At 70.0% G+C, this 21,633-nt stretch carries 21 protein-coding genes; 9 read left to right on the forward strand and 12 right to left on the reverse strand.

The window, feature by feature from the left end; all coding sequences use genetic code 11:
- The first annotated feature begins 84 nt into the window (after positions 1 to 84).
- The 3 genes from MRBLWH10_RS17345 to MRBLWH10_RS17355 are packed head-to-tail and all read left to right on the forward strand — an operon-like array spanning position 85 to position 2,196.
- Positions 85 to 906 (forward strand): MerR family transcriptional regulator, encoded by an 822-nt coding sequence (locus MRBLWH10_RS17345; RefSeq protein WP_341940877.1) that lies wholly within the window; start codon positions 85 to 87, stop codon positions 904 to 906.
- A gap of 53 nt (positions 907 to 959) precedes the next feature.
- Complete coding sequence (locus MRBLWH10_RS17350) at positions 960 to 1,784, forward strand: oxidoreductase (RefSeq protein ID WP_341940878.1); 825 nt, start codon at positions 960 to 962, stop codon at positions 1,782 to 1,784.
- Between the two features lie 46 nt (positions 1,785 to 1,830).
- The gene (locus MRBLWH10_RS17355; RefSeq protein WP_341940879.1) at positions 1,831 to 2,196 is read left to right on the forward strand and encodes a nuclear transport factor 2 family protein; all 366 of its coding nucleotides are present in this window, start codon (positions 1,831 to 1,833) and stop codon (positions 2,194 to 2,196) included.
- Between the two features lie 21 nt (positions 2,197 to 2,217).
- Here MRBLWH10_RS17355 and MRBLWH10_RS17360 read toward each other — a convergent pair whose 3' ends face one another.
- From MRBLWH10_RS17360 to MRBLWH10_RS17405, 10 genes are all read right to left on the reverse strand, one after another.
- A complete protein-coding gene (locus MRBLWH10_RS17360; protein ID WP_341940880.1) occupies positions 2,218 to 4,248 on the reverse strand; it encodes a hypothetical protein in 2,031 nt (676 codons plus the stop codon).
- A gap of 48 nt (positions 4,249 to 4,296) precedes the next feature.
- Complete coding sequence (locus tag MRBLWH10_RS17365) at positions 4,297 to 5,286, reverse strand: glycoside hydrolase family 130 protein (protein ID WP_341940881.1); 990 nt, start codon at positions 5,284 to 5,286, stop codon at positions 4,297 to 4,299.
- A gap of 15 nt (positions 5,287 to 5,301) precedes the next feature.
- Entirely contained in the window at positions 5,302 to 6,144 is an 843-nt protein-coding gene (locus tag MRBLWH10_RS17370; protein WP_341940882.1) for a carbohydrate ABC transporter permease, read from the reverse strand.
- Positions 6,141 to 7,037, reverse strand: a complete 897-nt coding sequence (locus MRBLWH10_RS17375) for a sugar ABC transporter permease (protein WP_341940883.1) — start codon at positions 7,035 to 7,037, stop codon at positions 6,141 to 6,143. The genes MRBLWH10_RS17370 and MRBLWH10_RS17375 overlap by 4 nt, the downstream gene beginning before the upstream one ends.
- A gap of 4 nt (positions 7,038 to 7,041) precedes the next feature.
- Entirely contained in the window at positions 7,042 to 8,316 is a 1,275-nt protein-coding gene (locus tag MRBLWH10_RS17380; protein WP_341940884.1) for a sugar ABC transporter substrate-binding protein, read from the reverse strand.
- Positions 8,313 to 9,344 (reverse strand): LacI family DNA-binding transcriptional regulator, encoded by a 1,032-nt coding sequence (locus MRBLWH10_RS17385; RefSeq protein WP_341940885.1) that lies wholly within the window; start codon positions 9,342 to 9,344, stop codon positions 8,313 to 8,315. Before MRBLWH10_RS17385 ends, MRBLWH10_RS17380 begins: the two co-directional genes overlap by 4 nt.
- 114 nt (positions 9,345 to 9,458) lie before the next feature.
- Complete coding sequence (locus MRBLWH10_RS17390; protein WP_341940886.1) at positions 9,459 to 9,809, reverse strand: hypothetical protein; 351 nt, start codon at positions 9,807 to 9,809, stop codon at positions 9,459 to 9,461.
- A gap of 21 nt (positions 9,810 to 9,830) precedes the next feature.
- On the reverse strand, positions 9,831 to 10,745 hold the full coding sequence (locus MRBLWH10_RS17395; protein ID WP_341940887.1) for a DnaJ domain-containing protein: 915 nt from the start codon (positions 10,743 to 10,745) through the stop codon (positions 9,831 to 9,833).
- Positions 10,746 to 11,084: 339 nt separating this feature from the next.
- Positions 11,085 to 11,738 carry a YigZ family protein gene (locus MRBLWH10_RS17400; protein WP_341940888.1) on the reverse strand — a complete coding sequence of 218 codons (654 nt, stop codon included), beginning with the start codon at positions 11,736 to 11,738 and terminating at the stop codon, positions 11,085 to 11,087.
- 177 nt (positions 11,739 to 11,915) lie between these two features.
- Entirely contained in the window at positions 11,916 to 12,896 is a 981-nt protein-coding gene (locus MRBLWH10_RS17405) for an aldo/keto reductase (protein ID WP_341940889.1), read from the reverse strand.
- 260 nt (positions 12,897 to 13,156) lie between these two features.
- Between MRBLWH10_RS17405 and MRBLWH10_RS17410 the strand changes: the two genes are divergently transcribed.
- From MRBLWH10_RS17410 to MRBLWH10_RS17420, 3 genes are all read left to right on the forward strand, one after another.
- The gene (locus MRBLWH10_RS17410) at positions 13,157 to 14,407 is read left to right on the forward strand and encodes a sensor histidine kinase (protein ID WP_341940890.1); all 1,251 of its coding nucleotides are present in this window, start codon (positions 13,157 to 13,159) and stop codon (positions 14,405 to 14,407) included.
- The gene (locus MRBLWH10_RS17415; protein ID WP_223585551.1) at positions 14,404 to 15,027 is read left to right on the forward strand and encodes a response regulator transcription factor; all 624 of its coding nucleotides are present in this window, start codon (positions 14,404 to 14,406) and stop codon (positions 15,025 to 15,027) included. The genes MRBLWH10_RS17410 and MRBLWH10_RS17415 overlap by 4 nt, the downstream gene beginning before the upstream one ends.
- A gap of 177 nt (positions 15,028 to 15,204) precedes the next feature.
- On the forward strand, positions 15,205 to 15,639 hold the full coding sequence (locus MRBLWH10_RS17420; protein ID WP_341940891.1) for a DUF2871 domain-containing protein: 435 nt from the start codon (positions 15,205 to 15,207) through the stop codon (positions 15,637 to 15,639).
- Between the two features lie 108 nt (positions 15,640 to 15,747).
- On the opposite strand, the gene cycA is transcribed toward MRBLWH10_RS17420, so the two are convergent.
- Together cycA and MRBLWH10_RS17430 are read right to left on the reverse strand one after the other, a co-directional pair.
- The gene (gene cycA / locus MRBLWH10_RS17425; RefSeq protein ID WP_341940892.1) at positions 15,748 to 17,196 is read right to left on the reverse strand and encodes a D-serine/D-alanine/glycine transporter; all 1,449 of its coding nucleotides are present in this window, start codon (positions 17,194 to 17,196) and stop codon (positions 15,748 to 15,750) included.
- A gap of 109 nt (positions 17,197 to 17,305) precedes the next feature.
- Entirely contained in the window at positions 17,306 to 18,103 is a 798-nt protein-coding gene (locus MRBLWH10_RS17430) for a GntR family transcriptional regulator (RefSeq protein WP_308116168.1), read from the reverse strand.
- Between the two features lie 125 nt (positions 18,104 to 18,228).
- Between MRBLWH10_RS17430 and iolC the strand changes: the two genes are divergently transcribed.
- From iolC to MRBLWH10_RS17445, 3 genes are read left to right on the forward strand one after another with little or no spacing between them, the layout of a single operon-like run.
- The gene (iolC, locus tag MRBLWH10_RS17435) at positions 18,229 to 19,185 is read left to right on the forward strand and encodes a 5-dehydro-2-deoxygluconokinase (RefSeq protein ID WP_341942606.1); all 957 of its coding nucleotides are present in this window, start codon (positions 18,229 to 18,231) and stop codon (positions 19,183 to 19,185) included.
- A 1-nt stretch (position 19,186) separates the two neighbouring features.
- Entirely contained in the window at positions 19,187 to 20,083 is an 897-nt protein-coding gene (locus MRBLWH10_RS17440; protein ID WP_181155935.1) for a deoxyribose-phosphate aldolase, read from the forward strand.
- A gap of 9 nt (positions 20,084 to 20,092) precedes the next feature.
- Complete coding sequence (locus MRBLWH10_RS17445) at positions 20,093 to 21,631, forward strand: CoA-acylating methylmalonate-semialdehyde dehydrogenase (RefSeq protein ID WP_341940893.1); 1,539 nt, start codon at positions 20,093 to 20,095, stop codon at positions 21,629 to 21,631.
- Positions 21,632 to 21,633: the final 2 nt, after the last annotated feature.

Raw genomic sequence — 21,633 nt, forward strand, 5'->3', positions numbered from 1 at the left:
CATCCGGGACTCAGCCCGCGGGTGCTCCTGAACCCCGCGGGCTATCCGGGCCCTGCAGCTTCCACGGGCGACATAATCGTGACTGTGGCTTCCCTCATGACGATCGGCGACTTCTCGCGAGCCGTGCGCCTGACCGCCAAAGCGCTCCGCTTCTATCACCGCAACGGCGTGCTCGTGCCGGCTCATGTCGACGACCACAACGGCTATCGCCTGTACACCGCGGAGCAGATCCCGGATGCCCAGACCGTGCGGACGCTCCGCAGCCTGGACGTGCCTGTCGATGTGGTTCGCGAGGTGCTCTCCGCCCCCGACGTCGAGCGGCGTGCGCAGTTGATATCGCAGCATCTCGCGCAGATGGAGGACAGGCTCGAAGAGACCCGTAACGCGGTCGAGAGCCTGAGGGCGATGCAGGAGCGGCCTCGCCCTCTGACCGAGATCATCCACCGCAGTATTCCCGCGACCCGGGTGGTGGCGATCCGCGAGAGCATCGAGCTGCGCGACCTCGGCCCGTGGTTCCGCCGATCCGCGTCGACACTGCAGGGCATCGCCGACAGCGCCGACCCCGACATGATCGGGTCGTTCGGCGGCGTGTGGCCGGATGACCTGATCGTCGACGGCCGGGGGACGGCGACCCTGTACTTCGCGATCCAGGACGGCTTCGATGAGAGCATCCTCCACTCCGGTGCAGAGGTGCTGGTGCTTCCCGCCGTCGAACTCGCGGTCGCGCGGCATGAAGGGCCCGACGCGCTGGTCCCTCAGGTGTACGCGGCGCTGGGCGAACACGTTGCGCGGCACGAACTCCGCATCGACGCTCCCGTGCGCGAGACCTACATCGAGGGCCTCCCCGGCATCGATCAGCACTGCGTCATCGACATCGGATGGCCGATCTTCCGCGTGTTCCGGTGACCGTCCCCGCTGCCGCTTGACCTTCCCCCGAGGGGAAGGCCCAGTGTGGGGGAATGCACGAGAACACACCCCCTTCACGACCGGATCCCGGAGCCGGCTACCCTCCCGCCCTCGCACTCGTCGGCTCCCGCGCCCTTGTGGTCGGAGGCACGCGCGGGCTCGGCGCGGCCATCGTGCGACGGCTCGCCGCCGCCGGTGCAGACGTCTGGGCAGCGGGGCGCTCCGCACCTCCGAAGGCCCTACCCGCTCGTCTTCTCCTTCTCGACGCCGCCGCATCAGAGGCCCCGGCCCTCCTCGCTGACGCTGTCGCCGAGGCCGGCGGACTGGACATTCTCGTGCACGTCGTCGGCGGCTCCAGCGCTCCCGCCGGAGGTCATGCCGCGCTGACGCACGCGGACTGGCAGAGGGAGCTCGAGATCAACCTCCTCACGGCTGTCCGTATCGACCGTGCGTTGGTCCCCGCACTGACCTCAGCCGCAGGACGGGCGGCGATCGTGCACGTGGGTTCGATCCAAGCGCGGATGCCGATCCATGACGGCACTCTCGCGTATGCCGCGGCCAAGGCGGCGCTTCGCACCTACAGCAAGGGGCTCGCCAACGAACTCGCGCCGCGCGGAGTGCGCGTCAACATGGTCTCGCCGGGCGGCATCGAGAACGAGAGCAAGTCCGCCCTCGCGCTGCGGCTGGCTCAGGCGGCGGGCCTCTCGCCGGAAGAAGGAGAGCAGAAGATCTTCGATCTGCTCGGCGGAGTGCCGCTCGGTCGTTTCGCCGCGCCCGATGAGATCGCCGAGGCGGTCGGATTCCTGGTGTCGGATGCCGCGGCGTCGATCGTAGGGACCGATCTCGTCGTGGACGGCGGGACCGTCAAGACCGTCTGACCCCCCCATCCGAACCGCTGAACCATCACCCAGAAGAGAGAACACCATGACCGAATCCCACGACCTCCGCCCGTTCCAGCCCGCCGAGCTCCCATCGGCCGTCGCACGTTACCTGAGCGCGCAGGACTCCCGCACCGGGAGGGAGTCCGCCCTCGAGGTCTTCGGCTCCGAGGCGCACGTCCGTGATGACGGCATCGACTATCACGGCCATGCCGCCATCCACGGCTGGCTCACCACCGTCGCATCGGAGTTCACCTACACCACGACGCTCATCGGCCAGCGTCAGGTCGATGCCGAGCGGTGGGTCGTCGCCGCCCGTCTGGAGGGCGACTTCCCCGGAGGAGTCGCCGACCTCCGGTACCGCTTCGCCGTGCGCGACGGGCTCATCGACGATCTGGTGATCGCACCGTGAGCGCGTCGTCGGGAACCACGCTCAGCCGCGCGTGATCGTGAACCCCTCGCCGCGCACGCGGACCCGACCGCCCTGGGCGGCCTGACCGCGCTGCGATCCATCCGCGTCGTAGGCCCGGCCGCTGCCGGGCGCCAGCGGGGCGACCCGCTCGTCCGACCGGGAGCCGTTGGCGTAGAGCACCGCGGCCCCCGTCGTCGTCGCGTACACCGCGCTCACGACGCGCGGCTGGATCACCAGCGCGTCGAGCCGCACGTCGCCGCGACTCGTGCAGCGCACCGTGACCTGCTCGGCAGGCAGGTCCCCGCCGAGCAGCTGCGGCACGAGCATGCCGTCTGCCTCGGTGAGTCCGCGATCGCCGGTGCCGCCCGCTGGCGTCTTGGTCGTCCACAGGCGGCGTCGTCCGCGGAACACCTCCCACACGGCATCCCCGGCATCCGCTGCCTGTCGCCAGACGAGACCGTGCAGGATGCCGCCGGCCTCCGTCACGTCGAACTCCACCCACTCGCCCCGCGGGACCTGCACGTACGCCCCTCCCGACAGGTTGCCCTCGCCGGTCCAGGCCCCGCCGGCCGGTCCCACGACCGTGCTGCCGGGGGAGAGCCGGGCGGTCTCCGCGTCGATCACGCGCAGACCCGAGTGCGAGGTCAGCCCCGTGATCGAGGTCGCGATCTGCGCGATGTCGCGGTTCGCGTCGAGCAGCAGCATGGTCAGGAGTCCGTGGATCGTGGACTCCGCGCCGGAGTTGCGGTTCACGCGGCCGTCGGTCTCGACGCCGTCGAACGTCACGCCGGTCGCCGGGTCGTACGTCGGGATGCCGGCGGTGTTGGCGCCGAAGAACCATCCGGCGGCCAGGCCCGCGAGCACACGGTGTCCCTCGCCGCCCGCGGCGACCGCACCGGCCACGCGTCCGTGCGCGCCGTAGGCGATCTGCGCCTCGGCGGGAAGCGGGGCCCAGGCGTTGCTCGGCCCTCCCGCCGCGAGCACCTGCGGTGTGAAGCGCCCGGCATCGGCCGCGGCCGCCGCCGTCCAGTCGCGGCGGCGCAGCACGGCGCCCGCGCGGGCGAGCGCCTCCGGAGCGGCCGAGCCCCACGCGTGCCAGAAGCCGAGCGAGCCCGTCCACGGCAGCACGGCCCCGAACGGCCAGCCCGCCCGCGGATCCGTCGCCATCGCGGCCACACCCTCGCCATAGGTCTGCAGGGCACCGCGACTGCGGGAGTCACCCGCTTCGGCGGCTGCGCTGAGGCCGAGCATGGCCTCTGCCGTGGCATCCGCCCCTCCCGCGATCAGCCATGCCGGAAGCCTCCTGCCGTCGCTGCGCACCCACTGCCCGGCACGGCCGAGCGACTCGCGTCCGAGCGCGTCGAGGCACAGGTGCAGCCGCGCCAGCAGGAACTCCGCGAACGCGGCATCCTCCCGACGGAACGCGGCATGGCCCTCGCCGAACGCCCACACCGACCGGGCGAGCCAGTACGACTCCGCCGAGTCCGACGGATCGGGCAGCTCGACCGGGATCGCGCTGGGGTTCAGCGTGCCGTCCTCCTGCTGCCACAGCACCACACGGCCCGCGTTCGGTCCGGTCGCGGTCTGCAGGAACGCGAGAGAGCGCAGCAGGTCGCGCGCCTCGTCGCGGCTCTGCCCGTCGCCCGTCGCCTTCCAATCCCGCAGCAGCACGACGGCCGCTCGCGCGATGTCGTCGGCGTTGTACGCACCCTGACTCCAGTAGCCGGTCACCGCATCGCGGTTCCCTCCTCCGACGCGGCGGAAGCCGCCCGCGCCGTCGGCATCCGCGTAGGTCCACGGCGCCCGCACTGTCGGCCGGGTGTCGATGCCGAACGTGGTGTGCTCGGCGCTCGCGGTGACGGGAACGTCGGCGAGCAGGAAACGCAGGTGCGCGAGATTCGTCAGGCGCGGGCGTCGGGCGGCGTCGAGCGGCAGCGGACCGGCGAGCCCTGGAGCTGCGGTCGTCGCGCCGACGGCCGCGTCGACCGGGATCAGGGCGAGGGCGGATGCCGTCGCCGCGATGGTCAGGAAGGTGCGTCGTGAGGTGTCCATGTCATCACTTCTTCGTGCTGTCGGTGGAGCGGAGTTCGTGAGGGGTGATCAGGAGAGGTCGGCCGCGGGCTCGCGCAGCGCACGGCCCCACGGCTCCGCCGGATCGTGGATCGCGACGGCGAGCGTGGTGTCGGACTGGCCGTAGTACGCGAACCACCTGCCGTGGAACTTCACGAGCCCCTCGATGAAGGTCACGTTCGAGATGAGTCCGTGCAGGTCCTCGAACGACTGCGGCCGCAGCCACGGCTCCTGCAGCCGGGCGATGACCTTCGTCGGCTCGTCGGGGTCGATCGCGATCTGCCCGCAGCGGTAGTCGACGTCGACCGATCCGTCGTCGTTGATCGTGCGGGTCGCGCCGTTCGTGAGGAACACGAGCAGTCCGTTGTCGGCGAGCACGGGGGAGGCGCCGATCTCGACCAGGGCCTCGTCCCACGTGCCCGGCGTGGGGGAGTACATGGGGTCGGTGTCTGCGGTGCCCGGCGTCCAGTGGATGAGGTCGTCGCTCGTGGCCCAGTAGATCGCGCCCTCGCCGAAGTACATCCACCACTTGCCGTGCATCCGCTGCGGCACGATCACGCCGGCCTTCGACCAGTTGAAGCCGCGCGGATCCATGGTCTTGAACGTGTCGAAGTCCTCGAACAGCGGGCCGTGCTTGGTCCAGGTGCGCAGATCGGTCGAGGTCGCCAGGCACAGCTGGGCGCTGCGGCGGTCCCAGCCCGTGTAGGTGAGGTAGTAGGTGCCGTCGATCAGCGCGACGCGCGGGTCCTCGCAGCCGTAGCGCTCGTAATCCTCGGACGGGGAGAGGATCGGAGCATCCTCTCGCGTGAAGGTCACCCCGTCGCGGGAGCGGGCCATGCCGATGTGCGACACGATGTCGTCGGCGTGCGCGCGGTACAGCAGCACGACCTCGTCGCCGTCGACCAGCGCGGCCGGGTTGTACAGGTTGGCCGACTCCCAGCTCTCGCCGCGGGGGCGCAGGATGGGGTTGCCCTCGTAGGGGGTGAACGGTCCGAGGGGGAAGGATGCTCCGGTGAACATGGATGCCTTTCTGGGCTAGCCCTTGACGGCGGCGCCGAGGTCGGTGGCGGTGAAGAACCGCTGGAAGACGATGAACAGGATCACGACGGGGAACGCGAGGGCGGTGGCGCCCGCGAGGATCGCGCCGTTGGGGTTGGCGGTGGACTGCGCCACGTTCGAGATGTAGTTGGCGAGGGACACGGCGAGCGGCTGCAGGCTCGAGTCCTTGGTGATGAGGAACGGCCACAGGAACTCGTTCCACGGACCGATGAAGGTCACCAGCACGACGGTCACGAGCACCGGTCGGATCAGCGGGAGCGCCACCGAGGTCAGCAGGCGGATCTCACCTGCCCCGTCGATCCGCGCCGCCTCGAAGATCTCCACGGGCAGCGCCTTGAAGAACTGCGTGAAGATGAACACCGCGGTCGTGTTGATGAGGAACGGCAGGATCATGCCCAGATACGAGTCGCCCAGGCCGTAGCTGCGCGTGATCTGCACGTACAGCGGGATCATGAGCAGCTGGAACGGCACCATCTGCACGAGCAGCATGAGCACCCAGATCACCCCGCGACCGCGGAAGTCGAGCCGGGCGATCGCGTAGCCGGCGAGCAGCCCGAACACGACGGTGCCGAGCAGCACGCCCGCCGTGAAGATGAGCGAGTTCAGCAGGGAACCCGCCAGGTCGATGCGCGAGTCGATGGCGACGAAGTTGTCGACCGTCCACCCGCTCGTCGGGAAGAGCTCGTTCGGGGAGTTCGTGGGGTTCTTCTGGAACGCCCCCACGAGCATGAAGTAGAACGGGAAGGCGAAGCCGATCGCCGCGATCGTGAGCACGATGATGCTCAGGATGCGGGGGACTGAACGTCTGCGGGTCATCATCGCTCCCTGGTCGCGCGGTTGGCGGCGAGCGACAGCATCCCGACCAGGACCACGAGGATCATGCCGATCGCCGCTGCGGTGTCGGGGTTCTGCTGCTGGATGCCCAGCTGGTAGATGAGCAGCACAGGGGTGGACGAGGCGCCGTCGGGGCCGCCGCCGTTCGTGAGCAGGTAGGGCTCGGTGAAGAGGTTGGCGCCGGTGATGATCGAGAGGATCAGCACGAGGGTCGTCGCGCTGCGGACGCCGGGCACGGTCACGTGACGGAAGCGGGAGAGGATGCCGGCGCCGTCGGTCTCGGCCGATTCGTACAGCTCCTTCGGCACGTTCTGCAGTGCTGCCAGATACAGGAGGATGTAGAAGCCCAGCTGCTTCCACGTCACGTACAGCGCGATCATCGGCATCGCGAGTCCGCTGTTGACGAGCCATGAGGGGTCGGGGGCGAGCGGGCCGAGGATCGTGTTGATCAGTCCGTTGCCCGAGAACAGCAGCATCCACACGCCCACGAGCGAGACGCTCGCCGTCAGATACGGCACGTAGAACGCCACGCGGTAGGCGGCGACCCAGCGGATGCCGGTGTTCAGCGCCGCCGCGAGGATCAGCGACAGCACCGCGGTCAGCGGCACGTTGATCACGAGGAACACGAGCGTGTTGCGGAACGAGCCGATGACCCGCGGGTCGGTGAGCACCGTGACGAAGTTGTCGAAGCCGACGAACGGGCGCTCGACCTCCGTGCCGGGGGCGGTGAAGAAGTAGTCGTGGAAGGCGATGTAGACGGCGAAGGCGAGCGGATAGGCGAAGATCGCGATCACGAAGACGAAGTACGGCAGCGCGAAGAGGCCGCCGATCGGCTGCGCACCCAGCCATCGGGTGCGCAGCCGCCGGTTGTCGGTCATGACGTCACTCGGCGACGAGCTTGTCGATCTTCGAGGCCGCCGTCTTCAGGAACTCGTCGATGGAGGTCTTGCCGAAGATCACGGCCGACGAGTACTCGTCGCGGAAGGCCTGCCAGGCCTCGACGGAGTTCGGGATGCTGGGCACGTCCGCCGTCGCCTCGACCTGCTTCGCGAAGGCCGTGTAGTCCGGGTTCGCGGAGAAGTAGTCGGGGTAGGTGCCGGCGAGGTCGGTGCGCATCGGCATCTGACCGGTGAGCTCCAGCAGCTGGCCGTCGCTGTCCTCGTTCGTGGAGAACTGCAGGAAGTCCCACGCGGTGCCCTGGTTCTTGCACGCCGTGAACATCGAGACGCTCTTGGAGTCGGCGAAGGTCGTCGGGTTGTCGCGACCGTCGCTGGTCGGCACCGGCATGAAGCCGACGTCGACGGTGTCGGCGTACGACGGGATGGCCCACGGGCCGGCGAGCTGCATGGCCGTGGTGCCCGCCGACATCGCGTCGTCGGTCGAGGCCTCGTTCGGGGCCAGCTTCTCGTCGTAGATCGTCTTCCAGAACTCGGCGACCTTCTTTCCGGCATCCGAGTCGAACGTGGCCTTGCCGTCTTCGACCAGCATGGTGCCGTCGGTCTCGGCGAGGTACAGCGGATAGAAGTCGAACCACGGCTGGTAGAACTCGCTCGTGGGCGCCGGCCAGATCGCGCTCTGCACACCCGAGGCCACGATCTTCTTGGACCCCTCGAGGAAGGCGTCGTAGGTGTTCATCTGCGGGTCTTCGGGGTCGATGCCCGCGGCCTGGAAGAGCGCCTTGTTGTACATGACCATCACCGGGTTGGACTTCCACGGCAGCTGGTAGAAGCTGTCGTCGGTCTTGTAGGCGGCGAGCTCTCCGCCGCGCGAGGTGATGTAGTCGTCGCCGCCGTCGAGCTTGCTGAGGTCGACGAGGCCGCCCTGCTTGACCCATCCGGAGACGGCGGCCGGGGCCACGTTGTACACGAGGCACGGTGCGGTGCCGGCGGTGATCGCCGCGGTGATCGCCTCTTCGGAGGAGGATCCGGCCGGGATCTCCTGCGCGGTCACCTTCTCGTCGGGGTGCTCCTTGTTCCAGGCGTCGACGACGGCGTGACCCCAGGCCACCTCCTGCTCGTTGTTCGACAGCCAGACCTTGATCGGACCCTTTCCGTCGGCCGAGCCGGCGGTGGTGCCGGCTCCTGCCGAGCATCCGGTCGCGACGAGCGCGAAGGCGCTGACTGCGCCGACGAGTGCTGCTGCACGGATCTTCTTCATGGTGTCCTCCTCGACACGGTGGGTGTAGCTGCCGACGGCGCCGCTGTGCTCTCGCGGAAGTGCACGACGTTGCAGTCGACGATCTCGGTGCGCGGCTGCGCTCCGAGGATGTCTGCCCGCAGGAGGCGGGCGGCCGCGCGACCTCGCGCGGCGGGGTCCGACGAGACGCTGGTCAGCGCCGGAGAGAGGTGGGCGGAGAGGTGGTCATCGTCGAATCCGGCGATCGCGAGGTCGTCGGGGATCGAGAGGCCCTGCGAGCGTGCGTAGGACAGGCCGGCGATCGCCATCGTGTCGTTCGCGTAGACGATCGCGGTGGGGCGCTCGGGAAGAGCGAGCAGCTCCTCGGTCAGCGCGCGTCCGCTCGCTGCGGTGAAGTCGCCCTCGCGCAGCAGCTCGTCGCCGCCGATCTCGTCGGTGTAGGCCTCGGCGCGGGCTCGGGAGTGCACGTAGGCGAGCGGGCCGGAGATGTGCGCGATGCGCTCGTGACCCGCGTCGCGCAGGTGGGCGATGATCTCGCGCACGGGGGTCGCGTCGTCGGTGCGGACGCACGAGAACGAGTGCGGCTGGTCGTAGGCGCCGACCAGGACCGTCGGCAGCTCTAGCTCGTCGAGGAAGGGCACGCGCCAGTCATCGTCACGCAGGTCGAGCAGGAGCGCTCCGTCGGCGCGGCCGTGGGTGAGCGAGCGGTAGGCGCGCTCCTCGGCGTCGCGGTCGGGGACCACCTGCAGGATGAGAGCCGTCTCGGTCTCGGCGAGCACGGACTCCACGCCGGCGATGAAGGCGGGGAAGAACGAGTCGTTCGCGATGACCTCGGGGTCTCGGGCGAGGACGACCGCCACGGCGTTGGCGCGGCGGTTCGCGAGGGCCCTGGCGCTCTGGCTGGGCGCCCAGTTGAGCTTCTCGGCCGCCGCGAGGACCTTCGCGCGGGTCTCCTCGGAGATCGGGCGGTTGCCGCTCAGGGCGTGCGACACCGTCGCCTTCGTGACGCCGGCCTCGCGGGCGACATCGGCGATCGTCGTGCGGCTCATGCCACCTCCTCGTGGAAAGACCGGAGTGAACCGGTTTGATGAGTGTAAACCGGTTTGATTGACCGCGTCAATGCTCGGCGCGGATCCCGTCAGTTGTGAGGGGAGCGGATGTCGCTACGCCAGTCGGTTCCCGAAGAGAGGAAGGGTCAGCGCCTCACGGCCCGCGACGTAGGTGATCACCAGCAGTGCCATGAGCAGGACGATGCCGATGAGCGGAGCGAGCACCACACCGCGACTGCGCCGCAGCAGGAGGATCGCCGCCCCCGAGACGATCAGAAGGACGAGAGCGCCGATGTAGAGGGTGTTCACGATGGCGGCGTAGGCGGCGTAGTCGCACGACGTCGCCGTGCAGCTGGCGATGCTGAGAGTCTCGAGGAGCGTCGTGCCGGCCGCGAGGACACTGAGGAACAGCTGCACGATCCACACCAGGAATGCAGTTGTTGCACGGCCGGTCGAGTCGCTCATGCCTGTAACGTAGCGCGCCGCTCAGACGAATCGCACGGTCTGCTGCAGGCGCGTGCGGACGTCGAAGAGCTCGTTGCCGCCGATCGCGCGCACCCCCGGCACGCCCTGGCGGAGCACCATGCCCAGCGCGCTCCGGCGCACGACGACGACCGGGATGCCGCGCACGGTGCCCAGCGGAGTGACGGCCTGCACGAGGTCGTCGTCCGGCAGCACGACGATGGCGCCGCCGAACCGCACCCGTGCGGCACGTGCCGTCACGCGCATGCGTCCGAGGAGCGCGGTGACGGGTGCGCGGACCCCGACGGTCGGGCCCGTGATCTCGCCGCGGCGGAATCCGACCACCCCGCCGAAGTCCTCCGACATCACGCCGTAGAGACCGGACGGGCTGAGGACGACGTGATCGAGCTTGTCGTCGGCATCCGCCCCCGTGGCCACGTCATGCCAGATCGTGAAGCCCATGCCGAGGTCGGAGACGGTCCGGGCCGTCTCCTCCTCCGCCAGCGCATCGGCGAGCAGCCGGCGAAGTTCGCGCGGCGCCTGACGGACCAGCGCGGGGTCGTAGGGATCGGGGACCTCCACGCCGACGCCCGCCCACTCGCGGATCAGCGTGATGTAGCGCTCTCGGCGCCATCCGCCGGGGTGTCCGTAGGAGCGGGCGCGCGGCCGTGTGTCCGGACGGGCGGTCTGCACGCGCCATCCGCTCCACTCGCTCTCCGCGACGAAACCGTGCCCGCGGTCGTACGCGGCGCGGCCCTCGGGGGTGCCGATGAGCTCCCACGCGTACTGCACCTGGATGAACACGGCGGCGTCGCCACCCGTGTCGGGGTGCGTCTGGCGCAGGCGCAGCCGGTAGGCGCGCCGCAGCTCGTCGTGGTCGACCGTCGGGTCGACGCCGAGCACCTCGTACGCCGACGCCGAGAGCGGGCTGTCGAACATCTCGCTCCTTCCGGCAGCTCTGATCCAGCGTATCCGCCGTGCCGGGGTGCGGACGCCCCGCACCGATCGCACCCCGTTCGCCGGGGAGAAACCCAGAGCGTCGGATGCCGGCGCGGCGTGCCACCCGGTCGACACGCCGCGCCGCGTGCAGATGCTCTGGGGTTTCCCGCAGAGCCTGGCGGGATGCTGCCGTCGTGAGGCCGTGCACTCGGCGAGGTAACGCGAGGGCGATGGGCGATGGATGGCCGACGGACTCCGGCGTCGGGCGGGAGCGGCCGGACGGGACTTCGGCGTCGGGCGGGCGCGGGTGGACGGGAACGTGGATGCGGGGGCGGGCGGTCAGCCGGGCACGTCGACGATGCGCTCGGCGCCGAAGACGGGCGTCACAGCGCCGGCGGATGCGGCGGCGAGGTCGTCGGCCAGGGAGGCGAGCGCCGCGGCGGGCGCCCAGAGCTCGAGCGTCGCCGCCGCGCCGTAGCTCGGTGCGCCCAGCGTCGCGCCGTGGTGGCCGGCCCAGTCGCGCAGCAGGTTGTCGTAGCGGCCGGCATCCGCGTGGGGCACGACCACCGTCGCCTGCGTGAGCGACTCCCGCCGCACGGGCGACGCGAGATCCAGCGCCTCCGAGACGGCCGTGGAGTAGGCGCGCACGAGTCCGCCGGCTCCGAGCTTGACGCCGCCGAAGTACCGGGTGACCACGGCCACGACGTCGGTGAGCTCCCGGCGCCGCAGCACCTCGAGCATCGGGATGCCGGCTGTGCCAGACGGCTCTCCGTCATCCGATGACCGCGCCTGGTCGCCGAGCAGGCCGGTGACCATCGCACTGCAGTTGTGCCGTGCGTCCCAGAACCGTTTGCGGATGCCGGCGATGACGGCATCCGCCTCCGCCACCGAGGCGACGGGCTCGACGTGGGCGATGAACCGCGACTTCTTGATGACGAGCTCGTGCTCCACGCCCGCGGCGATCGTCGTCGGGTAGCTGCGGTCTGTGCTCACCCCGCCACGCTAGCCCCGCCGCGTGCGCACGTGAAGTCGCTGAGTGCACGGCATCCCGCCGAGTGCACGTGAACCCGGCCTGTGGGCGTGACGTCGCCGAGTGCGCGTGAAGTCGACGGCGATCCTGACGGCGACTCCGACGCGACCCGACGCGACCCGGCCGCGGGAAGTGCGGGGTCAGCGGTCGATGAAGGACATCTGCTGGGGGTTGTAGCGGGCGCCGTGGACCCGCGTGGCCAGCTGATCGAGGGCGGACATCTCGTCGGCGGACAGCGCGACGGCGGTCGAGCCCGCGTTCTCGGCGATGCGCGCCGTGCGGCGCGTGCCGGGGATGGGCACGATCCACGGCTCGCGGGCGAGCAGCCACGCGAGGGCGATCTGTCCGGGGGAGGCGTCCTTCGCGGCGGCGAGAGCGGCGACCTGACCGACGAGCTCCTGGTTCGCGGCGCGGTTCTCCTCGCTGAAGCGCGGGATCGTTCCGCGGATGTCGCCCTCGGTGAAGGGCGTGCTCTGATCGACCGTGCCGGTCAGGAAGCCCTTGCCGAGGGGGCTGAACGGCACGAAGCCGATGCCGAGCTCGGCGAGCACGGGAAGCACGGACGCCTCGGGCTCGCGCGTCCACAGCGAGTACTCGCTCTGCAGGGCCGTCACCGGGTGCACGGCGTGCGCGCGCCGGATGGTGTCCGCCGACGCCTCGGAGAGGCCGAAGTGCCGAACCTTGCCCTCGGCGATCAGCTCGCCGACCGTCCCGGCCACGTCGTCGATCGGCACGTCCGGGTCGACGCGGTGCTGGTAGAACAGGTCGATCGTGTCGGTGCGCAGCCGTCGCAGCGAGGCTTCGGCGACCCGTCGGATCTGCTCGGGCCTGCTGTCGAGGCCGACGCTCTTGCCGTCTTCGATCTTCCAGCCGAACTTCGTCGCGATCACGACCTGGTCGCGGATCGGCGCGAGGGCCTCTCCGACGAGCTCCTCGTTCACGTAGGGACCGTAGACCTCCGCCGTGTCGAAGAAGGTGACGCCGAGGTCGAGCGCCGAGCGCAGCACGTCGATCATCTCCTCCCGTGTGCCGGGATTCGGCCCGTAGCTCTGCGACATGCCCATGCAGCCGAGTCCGACCGCCGAGACCTCGAGGCCCTGTCCGAGTGTGCGCGTGTGCATGGGGTGTCCTTCCGTCGGCATCCTGTCGTTCCGACGCTACGCCCGCCTCCCCCTCCCGAGGGAGGCCCTGCCGCACCCCCTCTTGGCAGGCCCTCCATCGCCGTCGAGCGCACATGATCTCGCCGAGCGCACGGACTGTCGGCGCGGGGATGCCGTGCACTCGCCGAGTGCACGTGAACTCGACGGCGGCAGGCAAGGGCGAAGGGGCGGTCAACCGAAAGGTGGAGGCGTGCGAGGGGGTGGGGAGGAAGAATGTGAGGATGCCGTCTCCTGATCACCCCGCCGCCGAGCCCGTGCGCGTGCGCACCTGGGCGGGGCTGATCGGCTCCGTGCGGGTCGGGCAGGCCGTGATCACCGTGGTGCTCGTCGCGATCGGTTCGTGGCGGGCCGCGCTCGACGGCGTGCCCCTGCCGTGGGTGCTGGCGATCAGCCTCGTCTTCCTCGGCTGGTACGGCGGCGGCCTGGTGCTGAGCGAGCGCACCGCGGACCGTCGCCTCGCCGCCGGCTGGCTGCTCGGGCTGACGCTGATCTGGCTCGGCGCCGTCGCGCTGTCGCCGGAGTACGTGTGGCTCGCCTTCGCGCTCTGGCTGCTCTCCGGTTTCGTGCTGCGGATGCGGTGGGCGGCTCCGCTGAGCATCCTGATCCTCGCCGTCGTCATCGCGGCTCCCGTGCTGCACCACGGCACCACCAGCTACGCCAACGTGATCGGCCCGCTGGTCGGCGGGGTCTTCGCGCTGGGGATCTCGCGCGGATACCTCGAGCTCGTCCGCGACGCGCGCGAACGGCGTCGGCTCATCTCCTCGCTCGTCCAGGCGCACGAGGAGATGGCGGCCCTGCAGGACGAGCTCGCGCGCACGCAGCGCGAGTCCGGAGCGAGCGCCGAGCGCACCAGGGTGTCGCGCGACATCCACGACACCGTCGCGCAGAGCATGGCGTCGATCGGCATGCTGGCTCGGACCGGGACGGAGCAGGATGCCGACCCCGACCGCGCGCTCGAGCAGATCGCCGCGCTCGCCGCAGAGGGACTGGCCGACGCCCGACGCATCGTGAACGACCTCATGCCGGCGGAGCTGGAGCAGGCCGCCCTCGGCGACGCGCTCGGACGGATGCTGCGGCGCCTGTCGGACGAGACCGGGATCTCGGCGACGCTGCAGGCCGACGACCTCCCCGCGCTCGGCCTCGACGCCGAGGTCGCGCTGCTGCGCACGGCCCAGTCGGCGCTCGCGAACGTGCGCACGCACTCCGGCGCCTCGCGGGTGGTGGTGACGCTGGCGGATGCCGGCGACACGGTGCGCCTGGACATCGTCGATGACGGACGCGGCTTCGATTCCGCACGACTCGACGCGCCGGGGCCGGACGGCGGCTACGGCCTGCGCGCGATGCGGGCGCGGCTCCGCGAGCTCGGCGGCGGACTCGACGTGGAGAGCGCCCCAGGCGACGGCACGGCGCTCTCGGCCCATGTGTCGGTCGGAGGGTGCCCGTCGCCCCGCGGCGAGGGGAGAGCGTCATGACCGCGCTGCGCGTGCTGCTCGTCGACGACCACCCCATCGTGCGGGCGGGCGTGCGCTCGTTGTTCGACCGCCGCGACGACATCGAGGTCGTGGGGGAGGCCGCATCCGGTGAGGAGGCGGTGGCGCTGTCGCGGCATCTGCACCCCGATGTCGTGCTGTGCGATCTGCGCCTGGGCTCCGGCATGGACGGCGTCCAGACCACCGCTGCACTCCGCGCGCAGGAGCCGGCCCCCGCGGTGATCATCCTCACCACTTTCGATCGAGATGCGGAGATTCTCGGGGCGATTGAGGCAGGTGCAGCGGGATATCTGCTGAAAGACGTCGCTCCTGACGTGATCGTGCAGGCGATCCGTCACGCCGCCGCAGGAGGGCTCGTGCTCACCCCCGAGCTCAGCGAACGCGTCGTCGAGGTCATGCGGGCACCGCGGGTGCGGCTCACCGAGCGCGAGCTCGACGTGCTGCGGCTCCTCGACACCGGCTCATCGAACCGGGAGATCGCGAAGACGCTGTTCGTCACCGAGGCGACGGTCAAGACGCACCTCGTGCACGTGTTCGAGAAGCTCGGCGCCGACAGTCGCGCCCGGGCGATCGCGATCGCCCGGGACACCGGCATCCTCTGACCTCTCTGATGTCTCGCCGGTCGCAGATTCGCACGGCGCTGCCGTTCCGTGCGGGTGTAAGGCCGTGCGGGCTGTGCCGCGCCGTGCCGCGCACTGCCCGTGCATCTCAACCGAACGATGGATCCGGTGCGGGTGCCGCGGCGCGAGGCTGGAGTCAGCCTCGAAAGGACACCCCTCATGCGCAAGCTCTTCTACGCCGCGTTCGCCTACATGCTCGTCGGCGTGCTCTCCGGACTCTTCTACCGCGAGTTCACCAAGGCCAACGGCTTCCCCGAGGGGCAGTTCACCCAGCTCGGTCTCGTCCACACGCACGTGCTCGTGCTGGGCTTCGTCGTGCTGCTGATCGTGCTGCTGCTCGAGAAGGCGTTCGCACTGAGCGAGAGCCGCCTGTTCGGCTGGTTCTTCTGGATCTACAACGCCGGACTCGTGCTCACCTCGGCGATGCTCGTCTGGCACGGATGCCTCACGGTGCTCGGTCGGGAGTCGTCCGCCATGATCTCCGGCATCGCGGGGCTCGGTCACATCCTGCTCTCGGCGGGCATGGTGCTGCTGTTCCTCGCGCTGCGGAAGCGCCTGTTCGCTGCGAAGCCGGCCGCGGTGGCCTCCGCCTGAGCCGGGTCCCGGGTTCCTGGTTCACAACTCCTCAAGAAACAGGGCCGACAGACGAGGATCGGCCGATTCCGGGCGGAATCGGCCGATCCTTGAGGAGTTGTGAACGCGTTACTCCGCGGAGTCGTCGCGCAGGTGCGCGATGTGGGCCTCGTGACGGGAGATGTGGTTCGGAGACCTGCGCACGAAGAGCCACGCCACGACGAGCAGCGCGAACCAGATCGGCGTCACCGCCAGCGCGGTCAGGGTGTCGGGCTGCGTGGTCAGCGCCCACAGGATGAACACGAAGAACGCGAGCACCACGTAGGGCATGAACAGACCGCCCGGCATGCGGAACACCGAGCCCGCGGCCTTCTCCTTGCGCGTGCGGCGGTAGACGATGTAGCTGATCAGGAAGATCGTCCACACGAACATGAAGCACACGGCCGAGACCGTGGTCACCATGTCGAAGGCGGTGCCGATGTCCTTGCCCGCGTACAGCAGCACGACGCCCGACAGCAGCAGGATGCAGGAGAGGAACAGCGCGTTCTGCGGCACCTTGCGCGACGACAGGCGGCCGAAGATCTGCGGGGCGTCGCCGTCCTGCGCGAGTCCGAACACCATGCGCGAGGTGGAGTAGATGCCCGAGTTCGCGCTCGACATGGCCGAGGTCAGCACGACGAGGTTCACGACCGTCGCGGCGATGCCGAGGCCCGCGAGGGCGAACATGGCGATGAAGGGACTCTCGCCCGCGACGTACTCGGTCCAGGGGGTCACGGCCATCAGAACGATGAGCGCGCCCACGTAGAACAGCAGCACGCGGATCGGGATGGCGTTGATCGCCTTCGGCAGGTTGCGCGTCGGGTCCTTCGTCTCGGCCGCGGCCGTGCCGACGAGCTCGATGCCGACGAACGCGAAGACGGCGATCTGGAAGCCGGCGACGAAGCCCATGAAGCCGTGCGGGAACATGCCGCCGTGGTCCCACAGGTTCGCGAACGACGCGGTGCCGGCGTCGTGCTGGAAGCCGGTGAAGATCATCACGAGGCCGGTGATGATGAGCGCCACGATCGCGACGATCTTGATGAGCGCGAACCAGAACTCCATCTCGCCGAAGGCGGCGACCGTGGGCAGGTTCAGCGCGAGCAGGATGATGATGACGAGCAGGCCGGGGATCCACAGCGGGATGCCGGGGATGAGCGCATCCGTGTACCCGGCGATCGCGATGACGTCGGCGACGCCGGTGACCACCCAGCAGAACCAGTAGGTCCACCCGGTGAAGAAGCCGGCCCAGGGGCCGAGGAGGTCGCTGGCGAAGTCGCTGAACGACTTGTACTTGAGGTTCGACAGCAGCAGCTCGCCCATCGCCCGCATGACGAAGAACAGCATGAAGCCGATGATCATGTAGACGAAGATGACCGACGGGCCGGCGACCGAGATGGTCTTGCCGCTGCCCATGAACAGGCCGGTGCCGATCGCCCCGCCGATCGCGAGCAACTGGATGTGGCGGTTGCTCAGCGCCCGCCGCAGGTGCTCCTCCTCGCCGGTGCCCTTCGTGGTGCCCCCTGAGTGCTGATTCGTCACTGTTGATCCTCCGGTCGTCGTCGACTGCGCCCGCGCGCGGGCACGGTGTGCAGGCTAATACAAGCGGATGCCGTCGCCCGGACGATCCGCGGAGGGTCAGCCGGATCGGCTACTTCGCGACGAGCGTGGTCTCGAAGCTGTACATGTCGGGGCGGTAGCAGTGGTGGCCGTACTCGATGGCCCTGCCGGAGTCGTCGAAGGCGATGCGCTCCATCGTGAGCACGGGGCCGCCGTCGTCGATGTCGAGCAGTGCGCTCTCGTCTCCTTCGGCGCGCCGGGCGCCGATCTTCTGCTTGGCGATCCGGATCGTCACGCCCCGGGCGCGGAGGATCTGGTAGAGCCCGCGGGTGCCGAGGTCGTCGGTGGTGATGTCGCGGAACTCGCGGGGGAGGTAGTTCTCCAGCACGGCCACCGGCATCCCGTCGGTGCTGCGCTGGCGGCGGATGTAGACGACGTCCTCACCGACCGGCACGCCGAGTCCCACGGCGACGGCGTCGGTCGCGGGGACGACCTCGTGCGCGAGCACGCGGGTGCCGGGCTCGTGGTGGGAGCCCTGGAGGTCTTCGTAGAGGCTGGTCAGCTCGACCTGGCGGGTGACCTGTCCCTGCACGACCTGCGTGCCGATGCCGCGGCGGCGGACGAGCAGTCCCTTGTCGACGACCTCCTGGATCGCGCGACGCACGGTGGGGCGGGAGAGGCCGAGTCGCTGGGCGATCGCGATCTCGTTCTCCAGGCGGGCGCCGGCGGGGATGGCGCCGGAGTGGATGGCCCCTTCGAGGCGGCTGGAGACCTGGTAGTACAGCGGCACGGGGCCGGTGCGGTCGAGGTCGGCGAACAGCTCGTCCGGCCAATGGGGCTCGTCGCCGGCCATCGTTCCCTCCCCGGCCCGCGTGGTCGCGGGGTCCATGTTCCGACAATCTTACGTCTGCAACTTCGGCGGGCGGGATCTCTTGCGCGGACACACCTATGTGCTATTGTTAGGACATTCGAGCATCGAAGTGGATGCCGACGTACAGAGAGGTGTTCGCGCGCATGACCGAGACGCAGGACGCACCCGAGATCATCGCCTTCGGACGCCTCGGAGTGGACCTCTATCCGCTGCAGAGCGGGGTCGGCCTCGAAGACGTGACGAGCTTCGGCAAGTACCTCGGCGGCAGCGCGGCCAACGTGAGCGTCGCCGCGGCGCGGCACGGGCGCCGCTCGGCCCTCGTCTCGCGCGTGGGCGACGATCCCTTCGGCCGCTACCTGCTCCGCGAGCTCGACCGCCTCGGCGTCGACCCCTCCGGCGTGGCCGTCGATCCGCTGCTGAAGACGCCCCTGACGTTCTGCGAGATCTTCCCGCCCGACGACTTCCCGCTGTACTTCTACCGCGACCCGAAGGCGCCCGATCTGAATCTCGACGCCGACCAGATCGACCTCGACGCCGTGCGTGCGACCGATCTCCTCTGGCTCACGGTCACCGGCCTCAGCCAGGAGCCCAGCCGCTCCGCCCATCTCGCAGCGCTCGCTGCCAGGGGGCGCGCTCGGCACACGGTGCTCGACCTCGACTACCGCCCGATGTTCTGGAGCGATCCGGCCGCAGCGTCCGCGCAGGTGGATGCCGTGCTCGACGCCGTGACCGTGGCCGTGGGCAACCGCGAGGAGTGCGAGATCGCCGTCGGCGAGACCGACCCGCACCGCGCAGCCGACGCGCTGCTCGACCGCGGCATCGAGCTTGCGATCGTGAAGCAGGGGCCCAAGGGCGTGCTCGCCAAGACCCGAGACGAGACCGTCGAGGTGCCCCCGCTGGTCATCGACGTCGTCAACGGCCTCGGCGCCGGCGACGCGTTCGGCGGCGCCCTGTGCCACGGCCTGCTGAGCGGGTGGGAGCTCGAGCGGATCATCCGCTTCGCGAACGCGGCGGGGGCGATCGTCGCCTCGCGCCTGGAGTGCTCGACGGCCATGCCCACGACGGCGGAGGTCGACGAGGCGATGGCAGGGGGGAACTGACATGGGCATCCTGACGGCATCCGACTTCGCGCGGCTGCGGGAGATCCGCTCGCGACGTCCGCACGAGATCACCGAGGCGCTGCGGGCGCGCACGCGGCGCGAGATCCTGGGAGCCGACGACCGCATGTTCATCGTCGCCGCCGACCATCCGGCCAGGGGCGCGCTCGCGGTGGGACCGGACGCGACGGCCATGGCCGACAGGTACGACCTGCTCGACCGGCTCGCCACGGCGCTCTCGCGACCGGGCGTCGACGGCGTGCTCGGGACCCCCGACATCATCGACGACCTCGCCGCTCTCGGCCTGCTCGACGGAAAGGTCGTGGTGGGCTCGATGAACCGCGGCGGCCTCCGCTCGGCGACCTTCGAGATGGACGACCGCTTCACGGCCTACGACGTGCCGAGCCTCGTCGACTCCGGGCTCGACTTCGCGAAGACGCTCATGCGCATCAACTTCGACGACGAGGGCACCTCGGCGACGCTCGAGGCGACCGCCCACGCCGTCACGCAGGCCGCCGCCGCTCGACTGCCCATCATGCTGGAGCCGTTCGTGAGCCAGTGGAAGGACGGGCACGTCGTCAACGACCTGACGCCGGATGCCGTCATCCGCTCGATCGCGATCGCCGCCGGCCTCGGTGGCAGCAGCGCGTACACGTGGATGAAGCTGCCCGTCGTGGCCGACATGGAGCGCGTGATGGCGGCGACGACCATGCCGACCGTGCTGCTCGGCGGCGACTCTCCCGACGACCCCGACGAGACCTTCGCCGCCTGGGAGGACGCGATGTCGCTCCCCGGCGTGCGGGGCCTCACCGCGGGTCGCACCCTGCTCTACCCGCCCGACGGCGATGTCGCCGCGGCCGTCGACATCGCGGCCCGACTCGTCCACCCCACGCTGATCTGAGGAGCCCGCATGACCATCGACACGACAGCCGCCCTCGCGGGTGTGCAGGAGATCGGCCACTGGATCGACGGGGCGCCGCGCCCCTCGACGAGCGGCCGCACCGCCGACGTCTTCAACCCCGCGACCGGAGCCGTGATCGGCCGGGTGGCGCTCGCCGACGAGGCCGAGATCGCCGAGGCGATCGCGTCGGCAGAGCGTGCGCAGAAGGCCTGGGGCGCCACGTCGATCGCGAAGCGCCAGGCGGTGCTGTTCGCATTCCGCGAGCTGCTGAACGCCCGCAAGGGCGAGCTCGCCGAGATCGTCACGCGTGAGCACGGCAAGGTGCTCTCCGACGCGATGGGGGAGATCCTCCGCGGACAGGAGGTGGTGGAGCTCGCCACCGGGTTCCCGCACCTGATCAAGGGCGCCTACTCGGAGAACGTCTCGACCGGCATCGACGTGTACTCGATCAAGCAGCCGCTGGGCGTGATCGGCATCGTCAGCCCCTTCAACTTCCCGGTCATGGTGCCGATGTGGTTCTTCCCGATCGCGATCGCCGCCGGCAACGCCGTGGTGCTCAAGCCCAGCGAGAAGGATCCGTCCGCCGCTCTCTGGATGGCCGAGCTGTGGCGCGAGGCCGGGCTCCCCGACGGCGTCTTCACGGTGCTGCAGGGTGACAAGCTCGCGGTCGACGGCCTCCTCACGAGCCCCGTCGTGCAGTCGATCTCGTTCGTCGGCTCGACCCCCATCGCGCAGTACATCTACGAGACGGCATCCCGTCACGGCAAGAGGGTGCAGGCGCTCGGCGGTGCGAAGAACCACATGCTGGTGCTCCCCGACGCCGACCTCGACCTCGTCGCCGACCAGGCGATCAACGCGGGCTACGGCGCCGCGGGCGAGCGGTGCATGGCGATCTCCGTCCTGATCGCGGTGGAGCCGGTGGCGGACCGGCTCATCGAGAAGATCACCGAGCGGATCTCCCGGCTGCGCGTGGGCAACGGCGCGGGGGATGCCGACGGCGAGCCCGACCTCGGCCCGCTGATCAGCGGCGCGCACCGAGAGAAGGTGTCGGGCTACGTCGACATCGCGGCCGCCGATGGGGCGCGCATCGTGGTGGACGGCCGCGGCTTCGTCGTCGACGGGCACGAGGACGGCTTCTTCTTCGGACCGACGCTGATCGACGAGATCCCGCTCACATCGCGGGCGTACCGCGAGGAGATCTTCGGCCCGGTGCTGTCGATCGTGCGCGTCGAGACGTTCCAGGAGGGGCTCGACCTCATCAACTCCGGCGAGTTCGGCAACGGCACGGCGATCTTCACGAACGACGGCGGCGCCGCGCGGCGCTTCCAGACCGAGGTGCAGGTCGGCATGATCGGCATCAACGTCCCGATCCCCGTCCCCGTCGCGTACCACTCCTTCGGCGGCTGGAAGGCCTCGCTGTTCGGCGACGCGAAGGCGTACGGTGTGCACGGGTTCGAGTTCTTCACGCGGGAGAAGGCGGTCACCAGCCGCTGGCTCGACCCGGCGACGCACGAGGGCATCAACCTCGGATTCCCGCAGAACCGCTGAGG

It is taken from the genome of Microbacterium sp. LWH10-1.2, from assembly GCF_038397765.1.
GTDB lineage: Bacteria > Actinomycetota > Actinomycetes > Actinomycetales > Microbacteriaceae > Microbacterium > Microbacterium natoriense.